The organism is Kangiella marina, from assembly GCF_039541235.1.
Lineage (GTDB): Bacteria > Pseudomonadota > Gammaproteobacteria > Enterobacterales > Kangiellaceae > Kangiella > Kangiella marina.
The window spans coordinates 1,490,948-1,507,315 of sequence record NZ_BAABFV010000001.1 but is presented as its reverse complement, the minus strand read 5'-3'; the positions used below and the strand labels follow the sequence as shown (position 1 = coordinate 1,507,315).

13 protein-coding genes are annotated in these 16,368 nt (G+C 42.9%); 2 read left to right on the top strand and 11 right to left on the bottom strand.

Annotated elements, in window-relative coordinates:
• Positions 1 to 5: 5 nt before the first annotated feature.
• Together prlC and ABD943_RS06810 are read left to right on the top strand one after the other, a co-directional pair.
• Complete coding sequence (gene prlC, locus ABD943_RS06815) at positions 6 to 2,051, top strand: oligopeptidase A (protein ID WP_345292434.1); 2,046 nt, start codon at positions 6 to 8, stop codon at positions 2,049 to 2,051.
• The gene (locus ABD943_RS06810; RefSeq protein WP_345292433.1) at positions 2,052 to 3,596 is read left to right on the top strand and encodes an FGGY-family carbohydrate kinase; all 1,545 of its coding nucleotides are present in this window, start codon (positions 2,052 to 2,054) and stop codon (positions 3,594 to 3,596) included.
• On the opposite strand, the gene ABD943_RS06805 is transcribed toward ABD943_RS06810, so the two are convergent.
• The 11 genes from ABD943_RS06805 to tssE all read right to left on the bottom strand — a co-directional run bounded on the left by ABD943_RS06805 (position 3,593) and on the right by tssE (position 16,365).
• A complete protein-coding gene (locus tag ABD943_RS06805; RefSeq protein WP_345292432.1) occupies positions 3,593 to 5,035 on the bottom strand; it encodes a phospholipase effector Tle1 domain-containing protein in 1,443 nt (480 codons plus the stop codon). The two genes, ABD943_RS06810 and ABD943_RS06805, sit on opposite strands and share 4 nt — an antisense overlap.
• The gene (locus ABD943_RS06800) at positions 5,028 to 5,708 is read right to left on the bottom strand and encodes a hypothetical protein (protein ID WP_345292431.1); all 681 of its coding nucleotides are present in this window, start codon (positions 5,706 to 5,708) and stop codon (positions 5,028 to 5,030) included. Before ABD943_RS06800 ends, ABD943_RS06805 begins: the two co-directional genes overlap by 8 nt.
• The gene (locus ABD943_RS06795) at positions 5,709 to 6,155 is read right to left on the bottom strand and encodes a hypothetical protein (protein ID WP_345292430.1); all 447 of its coding nucleotides are present in this window, start codon (positions 6,153 to 6,155) and stop codon (positions 5,709 to 5,711) included.
• Between the two features lie 398 nt (positions 6,156 to 6,553).
• Positions 6,554 to 6,835 carry a PAAR domain-containing protein gene (locus tag ABD943_RS06790; protein ID WP_345292429.1) on the bottom strand — a complete coding sequence of 94 codons (282 nt, stop codon included), beginning with the start codon at positions 6,833 to 6,835 and terminating at the stop codon, positions 6,554 to 6,556.
• Positions 6,832 to 7,464 carry a DUF4123 domain-containing protein gene (locus ABD943_RS06785; RefSeq protein ID WP_345292428.1) on the bottom strand — a complete coding sequence of 211 codons (633 nt, stop codon included), beginning with the start codon at positions 7,462 to 7,464 and terminating at the stop codon, positions 6,832 to 6,834. Before ABD943_RS06785 ends, ABD943_RS06790 begins: the two co-directional genes overlap by 4 nt.
• Positions 7,454 to 9,553 (bottom strand): type VI secretion system Vgr family protein, encoded by a 2,100-nt coding sequence (locus ABD943_RS06780; protein WP_345292427.1) that lies wholly within the window; start codon positions 9,551 to 9,553, stop codon positions 7,454 to 7,456. Before ABD943_RS06780 ends, ABD943_RS06785 begins: the two co-directional genes overlap by 11 nt.
• Before the next feature lie 171 nt (positions 9,554 to 9,724).
• Positions 9,725 to 10,198, bottom strand: coding sequence for an Hcp family type VI secretion system effector (locus ABD943_RS06775; protein WP_345292426.1), 474 nt, complete (start codon positions 10,196 to 10,198; stop codon positions 9,725 to 9,727).
• Between the two features lie 237 nt (positions 10,199 to 10,435).
• Positions 10,436 to 13,093, bottom strand: a complete 2,658-nt coding sequence (gene tssH / locus ABD943_RS06770; protein ID WP_345292425.1) for a type VI secretion system ATPase TssH — start codon at positions 13,091 to 13,093, stop codon at positions 10,436 to 10,438.
• Between the two features lie 17 nt (positions 13,094 to 13,110).
• Entirely contained in the window at positions 13,111 to 14,094 is a 984-nt protein-coding gene (tssG, locus tag ABD943_RS06765; protein ID WP_345292424.1) for a type VI secretion system baseplate subunit TssG, read from the bottom strand.
• Positions 14,091 to 15,893: a type VI secretion system baseplate subunit TssF gene (gene tssF / locus ABD943_RS06760; protein ID WP_345292423.1), complete on the bottom strand. Its 1,803-nt coding sequence runs from the start codon at positions 15,891 to 15,893 to the stop codon at positions 14,091 to 14,093. Before tssF ends, tssG begins: the two co-directional genes overlap by 4 nt.
• Positions 15,883 to 16,365, bottom strand: coding sequence for a type VI secretion system baseplate subunit TssE (gene tssE / locus ABD943_RS06755; protein WP_345292422.1), 483 nt, complete (start codon positions 16,363 to 16,365; stop codon positions 15,883 to 15,885). The genes tssF and tssE overlap by 11 nt, the downstream gene beginning before the upstream one ends.
• Between the last annotated feature and the right edge of the window lie 3 nt (positions 16,366 to 16,368).

The following is a 16,368-nucleotide window of genomic DNA, read 5'->3' as shown; positions in this document are numbered from 1 at the left end:
TATTTATGTCTAACCCTTTGCTAAACTTGAAAGAATTACCCCCTTTCACCAGCATTGAACCTGCTCATATGGTCGATGCCATTGAGGCCATCATTAACGACAGCCGACAAGCTATCAACGACTTAACGGATAGTCTGACTCCTGAGACCATTACTTGGGATAACTTCGTTAAACCGCTTGAAGAAATCAACGATCGCTTGGATAGAGCCTGGAGTCCTATCAGCCATATCAATTCCGTGGCTAATTCCGATCAAGTACGCGAAGCTTATAACGCTTGTTTGCCTCTGCTCTCTGACTATGGAACAGAAATGGGCCAACACCAAGGGCTCTATAACGCTGTACGCTCGCTGGCAAAAAGAGCGGATGAACTAAAGCTTGATAAAGTGCAGCGCAAAATCCTGACAGATGATTTACGCGACTTTAAATTGTCAGGCGTGGCACTCAATGATGATAAGAAGCAACGCTATGGTGAAATCCAAAAGCGTCTATCAGAGCTAACCTCAAAGTTTGAACAACATGTGTTAGACGCTACCATGGCATGGCATAAAGACTTTACCGATAAAAGCGCTCTTGATGGATTACCAGAGTCTGCCATAGCTGCGGCCAAGCAAACTGCTGAAGCTGCTGATGTTGACGGCTATAGAATCACACTCGACTTCCCCTCTTATTTGCCGGTCATGATGCATGCGAATAACAGAGAGTTGCGTCAAGAAGTCTATACGGCATTCGCCACACGCGCCTCAGAAATCGGCCCCAATGCCGAAGAGTTCGATAACAGCGACATCATGCCAGAAATACTCACACTAAGGCATGAACTTGCCCAGTTATTGGATTTCAAACATTATGGTGAGCTATCTCTTGCGACGAAAATGGCTCAGTCCACTGAAGAAGTTATTTCTTTTCTAACCGAGCTAGCGACCAAATCTAAGCCTCAAGCTGAAAACGATTTAAAAGAACTGAGCGACTATGCTCGTGAAAAGCATGGCATCGATAAGCTCGACGCCTGGGATTTAGCCTATTACAGTGAGAAGCTCAAAAACGAACGCTACAACATTTCTCAAGAAGAATTAAGACCTTGGTTTCCTGAGAACCAAGTCATTAAAGGCATGTTTGAAATCACCGGTACCTTGTTTAACATCACCTTCCAAGAGCGTGATGATATCGAAACCTGGCATAATGACGTTCGCTTTTTTGACATTTACGATCTACAGAATAATTATATCGCCAGCTTCTATCTTGATCTCTATGCGAGACGCAATAAGCGTGGTGGCGCTTGGATGGCTGACTGTATTGGTCGCCGCAAAACCGACAATGGCATCCAAAAGCCTGTCGCCTTTTTAACCTGTAACTTTAATGGTCCTGTTGGTGATACTCCTGCGCTTTTTACCCATGACGAAGTCACCACCTTATTTCATGAGTTCGGTCACGGCCTTCATCACATGCTGACCGATATTGACTATGCCTCTGTTGCGGGAATTTCTGGCGTACCTTGGGACGCAGTAGAGTTGCCCAGCCAGTTCCTCGAAAATTTCTGTTGGGAAGAAGAAGGCTTGGCCAAGATTGCTAAACACTATAAGACTGGTGATTCGCTACCGGCTGAGAAACTGGAACGCCTATTAGCAGCTAAGAACTTCCAGTCAGCCATGCAAATGGTTCGACAACTAGAATTCTCATTGTTCGACTTCACCATACACAGTGAGTTTGATGTTAAGCAACCCGATCAAATCCAACACCAGCTCGACCAAGTTCGACGAGCAGTGTCTGTTATCCAGCCTCCACAATTTAATCGTTTCCAGCATAGCTTTGGTCATATTTTTGCTGGAGGTTATGCGGCCGGTTATTACAGTTATAAATGGGCCGAAGTATTATCGGCAGATGCTTTTTCTCGATTCGAAGAAGAAGGTATTTTTAACCCGCAAACGGGGCAAGACTTCCTAACGAACATTTTACAGAAAGGCGGTTCCGCTGAGCCAGCCGAACTGTTTGAAGCCTTTCGCGGACGCGAGCCTTCGCCCGATGCTTTACTCCGCCACTCAGGGATAGGCAATTAATTGAGCAACAAGACCATTCTCGCCATTGATAATGGTACGCAAAGCTTGCGTGCCATTATCTTTGACGTTCATGGCAATATCCTCGCCAAAAGCCAGATTCCTATTAATCATTATCAGTCACCTAACCCTGGCTGGTATGAGCAAAACCCAAGCTACTTTTGGGACACTTTATGCTTAGCGTGCCAAAGACTAAAATCGACTGCCTCAGATCACTTTTCGAATATCCAAGCGATAGCCGTAACGACTCTGAGAAATACGGTCGTTAACCTTGATGTTAGTGGCAAACCTTTACGCCCCGCAATCATCTGGACCGATCAACGAAAACTAGAAGAAACTCAGCCATTAAAAGGTTACTGGAAATACCTTTTTAAATTAGCAGGACTTAACGCGACTCTCGAGAACTTCCAAGCCAGTTGCCAGGCAGCTTGGATAGCTCATCACCAACCTGACATATGGCAAAACACACACAAGTACCTGCTATTATCCGGTTACCTCAATTATCAGCTTACCGGTGAGTATAAAGATTCCGTAGCCTCACAAGTCAGCTATATTCCTTTTGACTACAAACACCACCAGTGGGCTAAGCCTTCTGATTGGAAGTGGCAAATAGCACCCATTTCTCAACAGCAACTTCCTGAACTTGTGAAACCGGGTGATCTGATAGGCCAGCTTCAATCCAGCGCCTCTAAAGCGACTGGTCTGCCCCAAGGGCTGCCAGTCATCGCTGCTGGTGCAGATAAAGCTTCGGAAGTATTAGGCTCAGGTTGCTTGGATAAACACCAAGCATGTTTAAGTTACGGCACCACTGCCACCATAAACGTCACCAGTCAAACATATGTCGAGCCAGTTCGATTTATTCCACCTTACCCATCATCCGTATCGAACGCCTACACGCTAGAGTTTCAGATCCACCGCGGATACTGGATGATTAGTTGGTTCAAAGATGAATTTGCACATGCTGAAAAGCTATTATCACAAGAGCGCGGCGTTGCTACCGAGCAAATTCTAGAAGAGTCCGTTGCTGACATCCCGCCAGGTTCTGATGGCTTAATGTTACAACCTTACTGGTCTCCTGGAGTTAAAGTACCAGGTCCCGAAGCTCGAGGCTCCATCATAGGATTTAAAGACTCTCATACCAAAGCACACGTTTACCATGCGATCTTGGAAGGTATCGCCTATAGCTTAAGGGAAGGAATGGAGAATATTGAACGCAGGACTCATCAAAAAATATCAGAACTTTATGTCTCAGGGGGAGGTTCACAAAGTGCGACCAGCATGCAGTTAACTGCAGATATATTCAATCGGCCTGCCATACGACCTCATACCTATGAAACATCAGCACTCGGAGCAGCGATTAATGCCGCCGTCGGCATTGGCCTTTATAAGGATTATGAAGCAGCAACATCAGCCATGTGTCGTCAGGGCGCAGTGTTCAAACCGATTCCAGGAAATACAAAAAAATACCACAAGCTCTATCAAGAAACCTACAAGCGACTCTATAAACGGCTAAAGCCCCTTTATAAGAACCTGCACACGATAAACTAACCCCTACTCGCTAAATTCTCAGTACAGATCTCAGCACCATTAGCGTCAACGTTATCATTAGCTTCTGGCGCCACGGCTAAAGTCGAGTCATTTGTAAAGATCGTTCTTATTTCGCCAACATCAGGCTCATTAGCTAAATCAGCAAAATACTGTTTCGGCTTGTATATTGGCGCTCTGTCCTCATCATCAACATCTGACTGATGCACAAACTTTGCATAAATTTCTTGTTCACATGAACGAGGAAAACTATCGTTATCCTTTAACGATTTCCAATAGTCCTGAAGCTCTGATGGAATATCGTACTCTTCGCCTTCAGGTAACTCTTCAAATGGTACTTGAGACTGACAGGCTTTCTGGTGCATCAATCGTAAATAGACATTGGATAAAGTATTAGCAACGCTTTTCTTGCCAACCAACCACACTTTTAACCCTAGTCTTTCTTCACGGATATCATAACCAAGCTTCCAATACGCCTGCTTTATCTCTTCTATTTCTGCTTCCGAGTATCGTTCCTCTTTTCGATACTGATTGCTTTTATCGGGCCTTGCTCTATCTAAGCCACCGATCCTAGCTCCATGTACTGGTCGATAACGCGCTATCCAGTCTAGTTTATTTTTTATCTCACCTTCATCTGTTGCATAGCCTCCACCAATATCAGAGTGCACGCCAATATATGTCTTCTGATTCAGGAAGCCTCCATCATTAGGCTCCAAGCTACTTAACGGAAAGTTCTTACGAACCTCATCTCTTGCCACAAAGTGCTCAATAAAATCTGCAGAAGCAGAGCTGAGGTGAAAGTTAAAGTCTTTAATAATATCTTTATAGTATGGGGCCTCTACAATTCTTCGTCCTCGTCTTACCTTTCTTTGTCCTTGGTACTCCGACACTTTGTAACGATTAATATTATCCCCAGCTTCGTCATCTGAGAATAAATCCGTAGGGTCAAGCGCTCCGATCCAACCTCCAGCAAAAGAAGCCACTGTGTCATAAATTCCTACAAAGCCAACTTTAACATTCGGCCCAGCGGCACGGTCGTGTAATTCATTGATAAAATGTCTGGCCTGAGCAGCGCCGCGACTAAAACCAAATACATCAACAACAAACTCTTTAGCGCAAGGCTTACCATCAAAAAAATCTGCAACCTCTTTTATCGCCTCATGAACTCTTTCTATGCCACCTTCCCCTAGTGCTAAACCACTAACTTCATCATCATCTCCATCAATTGTGCCAACACCATTTTTATAAAACCGTCTATATCTTATAAGGTTTTTTGTATCCTCTTCAATTTTGTACGTTTCCCATAACTTCGCAATATTTGTGGCTTTACCTCTAGGGATATCATTTTCTTTATTGTTACCAGTTCCATCAAAGAAAACACCGACTCTTAATATCCATGGGCATTTGCTTGGTAGCTGATTCGGGCTTTTACGACTACTCATGGCCTAACTCTTTATTTTGAGGCGCTCCAGGATACCAACGGTCATAAACTTCTAAAGAATTCGTGTATCCCCCAAGTTCCTCAATCCGTTTACGGTGTGCCGTACAATCGAGTTTGTAGTTTTCACCCTCCTCAAAATGGCTATATCGAGTAACAACATCATCAGTTTTAACACCTTGTCCTTCTGCTAAAATCATTACCTCGTCTTGTGACGACGGCGAAGAAGTATCAGCAAGTTTGATCCAGACTTTATGGTCAGGTCTAAAATCAATAATAAAGTAGGATTTATTTATATTATATTTATTTTTAGGCCACGGTGGATTAAGCAACAATGGATAGATTACATCTCTACCTGGCAAATCAACTACCGCTTTCATTCTTGACATCTCCCTCCAAGCATACCACTCCAAGTAAATGGTATCTTTTGGTGCTGGAGTATTTTTAGGAACTGAGCCAATAGCTGGTGCACCATTTATATTGCCACCACCACAGCCTAGAGTCCCTGTAGCAGGAGCACTCCAGTTCCCATCAACAATAATTTCTTCTAACCAAACGCTTGCTTCTGAGTTATTATTAGATCCAAAGTTGAAATGACTGCCATTGGCTTTCTTTTGCATAGCAGAGCAGCCAGTAACAAAAATTATCAGCAGTGTTGCTATCGTTTTTTTCATCATTTATTCCACAATCGATGGTTTGTTTAATTTATAGTTCTTCTTTTCTAAATACCGCTGCATATCTCTAATTCTTACGTATTTAGAAAACCTTTCATCTTGTAAGAATCGCTTAATATTCTTATCTACACCTTGATCTGTCATAAAGTCCTTTCCTAAGTAGCAAGCTATGATTGTATAGCCCTGCCTCAAGCTTATATTGTCGTATCCAAACTTAGCCCCTTGTCGACCCACGTAGTCAATCCATTGTAATTGCTCACCTTTCGTTAGCTCTTTGAAATAGCCGGGAAACTTTTTATCAATTAATTTTTTTGTTTGAACAATATAATCATGATAAATATTGTTTTGTGATGATTTTTCAGTTTCTGAGCCAACAACCTCTTTACTGTCTGCCATCGCTAACTCCGCGATAAGAATCAGTAATACTATAACTGTTATTTTTTTCATCATAGTCTTAGATCCTCTCTGGCTTTGTTATCTTAGACAAGTTTTTATCAATCCATCGATTGGTGTCTCTGGTTCTTACGTAAGGTGAAAAGTTAGTGTCAGTTATGAACCGTACTATCTTATTATCGATGTCAGGGTCTTGGAGGAAATCTTTTCCTATCTTACACACAATGCTCATGTAATCTTTAATTAAGTACTCATTCCCAAACCCGAGTTTCTTTGAGTCTCGAACAACGCTATCAAGCCAAGTCAGTTGCTCTTGCTGAGAAAGGCTGCTCCAAAAGCCCGGGAACTTTTGCGTTATTTCATCTCGGCATTGCATTAAAAACTTTTTATAGTGATTTTCGGTAAATAGTTTTTGAATCTTACTTTTCGACTTGTTTGACATCATTCATCCCTAATTACTCAATCTTAACTAACGGATCACCTTTATCAATGAATCCCCCTATTGCCGTTTTATCTCCCTTTCGAGCAACAGGCTTGCCATTAATTTTAACCACGCTAGATCCCTTAACGATAACGTCAGTTGAATCATCACATTGCAGCTTATCGCCGACAACAGCGACGGGCACACCATTCACTGTCACTTTTGCTTGCCCACTGATTATCGGGCCATTTTTATGTTCACTGCTTTTCGTTCCCTTGCAGGTATGGGTATGACCGATTAATGCTATTTCCTTCATCCTGCTATCGCTCCCTTTTCAATAGTGTCCCGCGGCATGTTTTCTGCTCTATGAATGCTTTCTTTACTCACAATTATTTCATTATTAAACTTGTCTTTAGAATTCTTTCTATAACAAATTAATTCCACAGTATTATCTGCTTCAACAAGTAGCGATCCTAGATGTTCAAAAAAATCTCCTAACTCACCGTCTTCGTCTAGTATCTCTAGATAACTCCGCAGTACTACAGGGTCATATACTCTAAAATATCCGTTATGCCCTGAGCTCGGCACTTTTGTTTCAATGATGCCCGCCCATTGATCTGCAAGCTGTTCGATGGAATCCATGGAAGCTACTACGAATCCTATCCCGTTACCGTATACCTTTTCTAAATACCAATTCACAGTATTTGCCGACTCTTCGAGTCTGACGATATAAGGCGCGACACTTTCTAACCCTTTGGCGCCCTCACCTGTCAATAACACTCTATAGTTTGCTTTAAGACCGTTTAAGTAATGCGGTATTGAGCCATCCTTTGCTGAGTCGACAATAGCGTACAACTCTTCATTATCTCCTACAGAGTCTAACAGCAGCTCTTTTAAATGAGCTCGTTCCTTCTTTGTAAGCTTCGGTAATCTTTTATTCGTCATCCTTTCTCGTCACACACTCTTCACAGAAGGGTAACCCCTCGTTAGCAGCCCCTTTCAATGCTTCAATCTGCTTTGCTGAACCACTTCCCATATTGATCGCACTGCCTTTAATATTGATTTCCTTCCCTTCCAAAGTAATACCTGAGTTATCAATGGTGATCGATCCTCCGGCTCCAGCTATCACCACCTTATCTGACGCATGCAATGTATGCTCTGTGGTTCTGCTAAATATTTTCTCGACGACTTCCAGGTCATATTTTCCCTGTACTTTATGCTCATAATGCCCACCCACTTCTTCCCAATGGTTGGCATAGGTATATTCTTTTCGATGATTGTTAACGTTTTCTAACAAATCCTTGGTGATTTCAATTTGCGAGTTTCTCCCCACTTTAAGCTCAATATCGTTGCCAATTTTGGTCTTTTGATCGTTACCGATATCAGCCGCTTCATCATTGCTCACTGTTTTTTTACGATCATGCTTTATATGACTGGTTTCATCATTGTCGATAACTTTTGTGCGATTATTACCAACCCAGTGGCTTTCATCTTTCTCAACTTCGATGTCCTGATTTTTTTCGGCATGGATCAACAATTGCTCAGCGCCTTTTCTATCTTCAAACCGAATCTGATTGCAGTTCTCAACGCTGCCCTTTGGTGTCGAACGAGACATCCAGCCACTCTGCGTTTTGTTGGAAGGTAAATGATAAGGTACGGGGTTATTACCATTATAAACACGCCCAGTAATGATCGGTCTGTCTGGATCGCCATCTTCGAACTCGATTAAGACTTCATGACCCACTCGAGGAATATTGATACCACCAAAACCCGCACCAGCCCATTGCTGCGACACGCGCACCCAGCAGGAACTATTCTCATCCAAATTCCCTTCACGATCCCAGTGAAACTGTACTTTTACACGGCCATATTCGTCAGTATAAATCTCTTCGTCTTTAGGTCCCGTCACGACTGCACTTTGAATCCCTTTTACACAAGGCTTCGCCTGTCTTCTGGCTGGACGAAACTGGACAGACTTTGGAATACACGTAAAACTATTACTTACTTCTTGCTGCGGATCATCACTGTTGAGATAAGTATTATCTTGAGCTTTATACTGCATCCTTGTGATTAAGTAACTCTGTCCCATTTCAGTACGGTCATCATGTATACTGACGGTAAAGGTCCCTCCGACCGATAGATTACGGCAACTGCTTTTTGCCTCTACTCGTTCATGATACTGCTCAGCTTCCTGCATTCGACTCTTGGTTTCTGGCTCCCCATCCCCTGAATCGTAATACTCTCCCGGGTAGTCGTATATTTCATAAGGCTCGACTCCTGGAAAATCATTGTGTGCCTGACAGTTCGTACTCAAATCATCATTGGGACTTTCAAAATTGTAGCTTCTGGCACTATATTGTCCATGAGGGAAGATTACTTCTTTCCGCCAATCTGAAATATGCTCATCGTCCAAACTGCCATAAGACTGAGCCACCACTGATTGGGCACAGGCGGGATAACTCGACTTATTATCTGCAAGGATAATCTTATGTTCACCCTGAAGATGTTCAAAGTAATAAAAGATCCCACTTTCTTCTAGCAAACGACTCATAAAGTCCAAATCGCTTTCACGGTACTGCACACAATAGTCATGTCTGGGGTAATTGGCAGTGATCCGATTTTCAAATGTGATCTCATGCTCAGCAAACAATTTCTCAACAATTTGTGGCAATGTTTGATGCTGAAATATCCTTAAGTTCACACGTCTACCGAGAAACCATAATTTCGGCACTACCGTCAATTGGTAACGATATAAGTGTTCTGATGCAGTGCCTAAACTGACTAATCGACTGACATACCCATTGAAGTAGCGCGTAGCGCCATTGTTCAATTCAAAGCCGAAGTCTACAGGTTTCCCAACCAAATCTTGGACCGGTAAACTGGGCTCTTCTGACAAACAGGTTAGAGTAAACTGATAAGGCGCTGAAAGCTCATCATAACCTTCAATAGCCGTTAGCAGGAGGGTATTTCCCCCGAGAGGAGTCTCGACTTGAAGTAAGCGGTTTCCCTGTGTGTATTTCTCAAATATTCCCATCGTGCTTCCCTTTTTTACTCAGAAACTATTTTACTCAATAACTATGTTACTCAATAACCAGTGCTACACTTTCTCTTAAACCAATCTAGTTCCCATTTTATTAGTGAGACGTTTTTAGAGACAAGAAAGGGAGGCATGACCTCCCTTTAATGGTACTCTTAGCACTAATGATTAGATCATTGATGCTGTTGCAACGTCATAACCATTACTGACAGGGCTCGCTGCTTTATGGTTATCATCGTATGGCGTGTACTTTTGCTCAATCTTAGTGAAGCTAAGCGTGATTTCTTCAACAGGACGTTCGCCTTCAGTGTTTACACGGTAGCCACTGATCATGCAGTCTTTTAGGTTGTACTCCATATAGTTTTCAAGCGTATCACCCGTTTTTGTTAAATGGATCTGTACCGGCTTGCCTTTACCAACACAGGCTTCCTTAAACAAGTAAGGCGTCGTGTTATCCATATATTTTGTAATGCGCAATTCACTAACGTCTGCAGATGTCGCTTCGCGATCCTTGCTAGTGCCCACACGCGCAGTAATGCCGCGCTGAACACCCCAGTCCAATGACAACAAATCAATCCAGTCTTCATGACCTTTCGCTGTCGTTTCACCCTTGATGTTGTCGTAATTCATAAATATAGACATGAAATTTTCTCCTTTTAACCGTCCATATGTTTGTTCATCTGTATCGATATAATTCAAGATATATCTTGCGTGAAATCAAGTTCACGATCAGATATTACTAATCAGTTCAAATTTATCAACTATTTTACGCAAATAAAGTCTAAAGTAAGAACCAATTCATAGAAACAGCAATCATAATCAACTCAAGCCATATAACACTTGATTTACAATGACTAGTATGACCAGACAAATGATCCTCTAACCCCTGTCAAATATGAGATTTCCAGATTCTTCCCTAATTTTTAAATCGCTGATATCAGACTCCTCGATCATCGCATTTAAAAAATACTCCGAAAGCTCTGGCAGTAGACTTTGATTAATAATCTTTTGAATGTTTCGAGCACCAGAGTCGACCTCGGAACAGCGAGATACAATGCTAGATACTACGGACTGATCAAATTCACAACTGATTTTATAAGAGTCTTCGATTCGTCGTGACACCTTACCCAACTGGATACGAGCGATGGTCTCTAGTACTTCTTCATTTAATGGCAGATACGGCAGTAATGTCGCTCTCCCTAAAAATGCCGGTTTAAAGACTGTTAGCAAATCTTCATGGATTAATTTATTAAGGGCTTCGCCTTCAGGCAGTGTTTCAGGATCCTCAGCAAGCTTCATGATGGTGTCGGTACCAGCATTTGAAGTCATGATAATAAGCGTATTCTTAAAATCAATATCGCGCCCCTCACCATCTTTTAACATTCCTTTATCGAAGACTTGATAAAAAATATCCTGGACCCCGAGATGAGCCTTCTCAATTTCATCGAGCAATACGACCGAATAGGGTTTACGCCTGACAGCCTCGGTTAAGACACCACCTTCACCATAACCAACATAACCTGGAGGGGAGCCCATGAGTAACGAGACTTTATGTTCTTCCTTAAACTCCGACATATTGATCACCGTCAGGTTATGCTCGCTTCCATACATTTGCTCAGCGAGTGCCAGCGCGGTTTCAGTCTTACCAACACCGCTTGGCCCCGCAAGCAGGAAAACACCCAACGGCTTGGTTGGATCCATCAATTTGGCAGATGATGTTTTCATCGCTTTAGCAATGCCTTTAAGCGCGCTGCCCTGCCCAACCACTCTTTGGCGTAAGGTCTGTTCTAATTTAAGTGATACACCGATTGAGCTTTTCTGCATTTTCCCAACTGGAATGCCCGTCCAATCTGAGACCACTTCAGCCACAACTCGAGAATCCACTTCCGGGTAGACCATTGGAGATTCACCCTGAAGTTGCTCTAGTTGAAATCGCATCTGTGCTAGCTTACCAATCAGATCATCCGCATTCCATTCACCGTCTTCCGTAAGGCATTCTCCAGCATCCGCCTCCTCTTCCTCGGTTTCGACTAACGCAGTATTGTGTTTCAGCATTAATTCGTTCAACTTCTGCACCATCGAAAGCTCCTTCTGCCAGCGCTCGGTGACCTCCTCAAGCTCTGAATCTAACTTTTCCTGCTCTAGTACCAACTCTTCTAAACGGTACTGATGGTTCGCATCCTGCTCTGCCTCTTTATCCAAAATAGTTGCTTCTCTGACTATCTCTTCTAATGTTTTCTCAAGCTGCTCTACTTGTCTGGGTTTTGAGTTTTGACTTAAATTAACCCGCGCACAAGCAGTATCTAGTAAGCTCACCGATTTATCGGGAAGCTGTCGTCCAGCAATGTACCGCTGCGATAACTTTACGCTATCGACCAATGCCTCATCGAGTATTCTGACTTTATGATGGTTTTCCATCACATCCGTGAGACCGCGCATGATCGCTATCGCGGTATTCAGATCAGGCTCTTCAACTTTCACCACTTGAAAGCGACGAGTCAGCGCAGCGTCTTTTTCAAAATATTTTTTATATTCTGCCCAAGTCGTCGCAGCAATTACTCGTAATTCACCACGCGCCAAAGCTGGCTTTAACAAATTGGCCGCATCATTTTGGCCCGCAGCTCCTCCCGCCCCGATCATCGTATGCGCTTCATCAATGAATAAGATGATCGGCTCTACCGAACCTTTGACTTCCTCAATGACACTTTTTAATCGATTTTCAAACTCACCTTTGACACCCGCACCGGCTTGTAATAATCCCATGTCTAACACTTTAAGGCGGACATTTTTCAATACATCAGGCACTTCTCCTGCAACAATTTTACTGGCGAAGCCTTCGATCACAGAAGTCTTACCAACACCTGCCTCGCCGGTCAGAATAGGGTTGTTCTGTCGACGCCGAGTTAAAATATCCGTTAATTGTCGCACCTCTTCTTCTCGGCCGAGTACCGGATCAAGCTCTCCATCACGGGCTTGTTGAGTCAAATCTACGGTGTACTGATCAAGCGCTGGCGTGCCCTTGCTTGATGTTGACGGGCTTACTGCTTGAAGCTGAGATGATTCACTGCTTGCAGCCGTAATAGTGTCAAAATCTACCGACAGTTTTTCAGCGCTTAACTGCTCTAACTCTGGCGAAATACCATGAGTAAACATAGACAAACTATCGTCTTTTAATAATGCTAATAGCAAATGCCCCGAACGCACTACTGCGTTACCCCGCTCTAACGACGCCTGCAACCAAGCTTGTTTGATTAAACTGACCAGATAGGTTGATAGCGCCGGAGGGTGGTCATTGCCCGTTTTTAATCGTTCAAGGGATTTATTTAAATCTCGAGAAACTTTCTCACTGTCCGCATTAAAAAACGACAAAATATGATGAAAATCACCCGTTTTATCTTCCAGTAACTTTAAGAACCAATGTTCAATTTCCACATAAAAATGACTTCTCGACAGGCATAAACCCGCTGACGATTCTAGACTGTTTTTACAAAATCCATTTAGCTTATCAATAAGCACTCTGAGTTCATTATTCGACACAGTTTTCTCCTAACTCTTTAACAATAATAATCAATCATTCGATGGTGGCTGGTGTTTTTGCCCATCCAGGCATTGGCTCCAAGCGATGTGGTTCGGGCTTCTTTTGACAAAACCACGGGTTCACAGTGCGACGCTTTTACTTTCAATTTATAATTAATCTCGAAACCACTTCCCACTAGCTGCTTGAGTAACCTAGTCAACGCTTGGTTCATACTGCCGCCGGGGTTTAGACTTTTAAAAGTTGCTTTATCCTCAACCTTAAACTCCACTTCAAAACCCGACCCAATATCCCAGCAACGACGTCCGAGCATAGTGCTCACTCCAAGTTGGTTATATTTTTTTTCACTACGCCCTAACCGACTCAAATCTTCTTCTGCTAACTCAATCCACTTTCCTTTAAATTCGTTGATGCTAACCTCGAGTCCACTAACCTCAGCAACAATATTTTTCAGCTTTTCAGCTGAGATTGCGCTGTTAAAGGTTAAGCCACTGAAGTAAGTTGCCGAGTGATCTTTCGCAAAAAAGCTGATACCAGCCAAACTACTCATTAACACATCGATGCTCGACTGGTATTGCTTTACCGCGCGCTGATACACTCTGTCGGTATCAAAGCGGTACTTAGCCCAACTGCGGTACATCAAACTGCTCAAGCGATGATTAAACATGTCCAAAAAATCTTTAAACACTGTATTGTTATCGCGTAAGGTCTTAGCCAGTGTTTCCGAGTAATGGTTAGGCATGATTCCATTCGCCCCGGTCAAGTTTAATAAACTCCCAACCACACGGTATTGGTCGACAGATTCATCTTTTTGGTATGACTGAACCGAGTGCTCATGAGGATTCAATGTTTGCTTAGCGACAAACTTTATACGCCCTTTTTCTAACCCATCCAGCACCCGCGTTTTGCCTTCGCGAAACATCGCTTGCTCAATTCCAAAAACAATCGCGTAAGGATGATCTGAATGGAACCTGGTCACTGTATTCACGGTTAAGTCATTCATAGCAGCTTGATCTTTCCTGCTAACACGGGCCATTGATAGGACTTCTCTTTATGTCCCTGCAACTTGATACACAACTTCACGTAAGAGTTAACTTGGCACAGTTGCGATAAGAAGTTGTTCAACACACATCCAAATAGGTAAATACTGGTTCCTGTGTAATAGTCTTCATCACACATCAGCGTCATTTGATTACCGTGAATGACACCCGAATGACCACCAATCACTGCACGCGACACGTCAGATTTGATTACCATGTCTTGGATACCATCGATCATGTTATCGACCTCTGGCAACCCAAAAAAATTGTAAAGGCTCAGTACTTCCCGCAATCCCTCGACCCCGTTTTCTGACAAATAACTTAAATTCAGATGACGCGCTAACTGCCAGCGCGACTGGTCATTCACCATAGGCCGTTTTGGTTTTGACAGGTTAGACTCACACCGAATTCGCTGTATACTCGGCGTCGGCTTTGCAAACAGTAACTGGCAACCACCATCACTCAAGCGCAACTTAGTACTCAAATTTCGATTACTGCACTCTGTCGTCAGTTGTAAAAACTTAGGCCGAGCATCTTCTCCCTGTGGGATCATATTGATCACCGTATCTAATCCTGCCGATACGGCTCCCCCTGCCATGTCTTTAAACTCACGCTTGTAGTTCCATACCCATGCTGAGCCTGACTTTAAATTGGGTTTATAAATCGGCGACAATGTTTTTTTATTACCGGCAGCATCAATGCTACACACCTCTTTGATGTGATGAACTTCAAAGTTTTCAGGCTGATTCGCTGAAGGATTGACTCTGTAATCATTAATCTCATCCTCGACATCAACTAACTCTGGTGTATGTTCAAAGAGGTTGATCGCTGCCGTTGCTCCCAGTACAAAATTTTGAGCTGAAACCATTTGCTCTAGTTCTGGATAGTGTGCATTACAATAAAACGTTATTTCTTTCTGAGTTTCGCCGGGTTTGTAGCACTGATTGAAATCTTCAATATCAAAAAATAAGAACTTATCCGGCGTATGGTAAAACTCTGATAATGTTCGGTAACCGCTGAAACTTTTTTTGTCATAAGGTAGTACGGCTTCCTCATGGTCAAACCCGACTTGCTTTACACAGTCAGCAGTCACGAACTTCCTTGATTCAGGGCGGGCTTTATCGGAAATGGCTATTACAACTCCATCGTTATGGATCAACTCAAATAACTTCGCGATGTATTGCTGCTGCCCTTTGAGAAAAAATCGTAGTCGCTCTACCTCGAAACCGTCTTCATCAAGGTTGTTGCTCGTTGCCGCTACCGCTAGCCTTAACCTTGATTGTATTTTATGGCTACGCTGGGGTAGCTCAGGCAATTCAAAAGGTAATCCGCTGTAACTGGCATCCGTGACTTGTATAGGATACAGCATTGTTTCATAGCAGGTTCTAAAGCGGCACTCTGCCATGCCGCTTTGAATCGCTCGAAAGCGGGTTCCTTTTTCAATCTTGTAAGGCTTTTCAATGCCCTCTTTGAGCTCAAATGAAAAAATCCCGGTAGCTGGTATCGGCGCAAAGTAATCGGGATATAACACGCTGAACAATGACTGTGTCAGCTCTGGTAAACCAGCATCAATATTTTGCTGCACTCTGGCGGTCATAAATGCCACTGACTCTATTAACCGAGCAACATGAGGATCGTCCACCTCATTCGTATCAATACCTAAATGCCCCGCCACTTTTGGGTGTTTTTTTGCGAACTCTTCTGAGTATTCCCTAAAGTAGGATAATTCTTTATTGTAATAGCTGAGTAACTTATCCTTCATACTCAAGCTCCTTAACACTGAATAAATGATCCACCGGATTCAGTTTCGTTCTAAACGATAGCCGTTCTCTGTCTTTTTCTAAAATTAAATTGGCAGTAATCATTAACCTCACCACTCGATCAATCGGATCACTGTTATCCAGAATTTTGACTCTTACTCGCTCTAATCGTGGCTCATACAACTCGATCAATTCTCGTATCTCAACACACAACACATCCTTATCACCGGGATACGTTAAGTTCTTTGTCGAAAAGTCTTCCAGACCATAATTTACTAATGACAGCTTGAGTTCTTGCAATGAGTCGGTCACTAACGTCCAATCAATTTTTGTGTTGAGTAACGCTTCGATATCACGGCACACCAGTTTTTTGTAACGGTCATAAGGATCAAAGCCCTGCTGGCCATCATCGTCATCTGCAAGCACATCAAGTAATGACGTCCTTAACTCTGGCATCTGACTTGGTTTTATCATTGC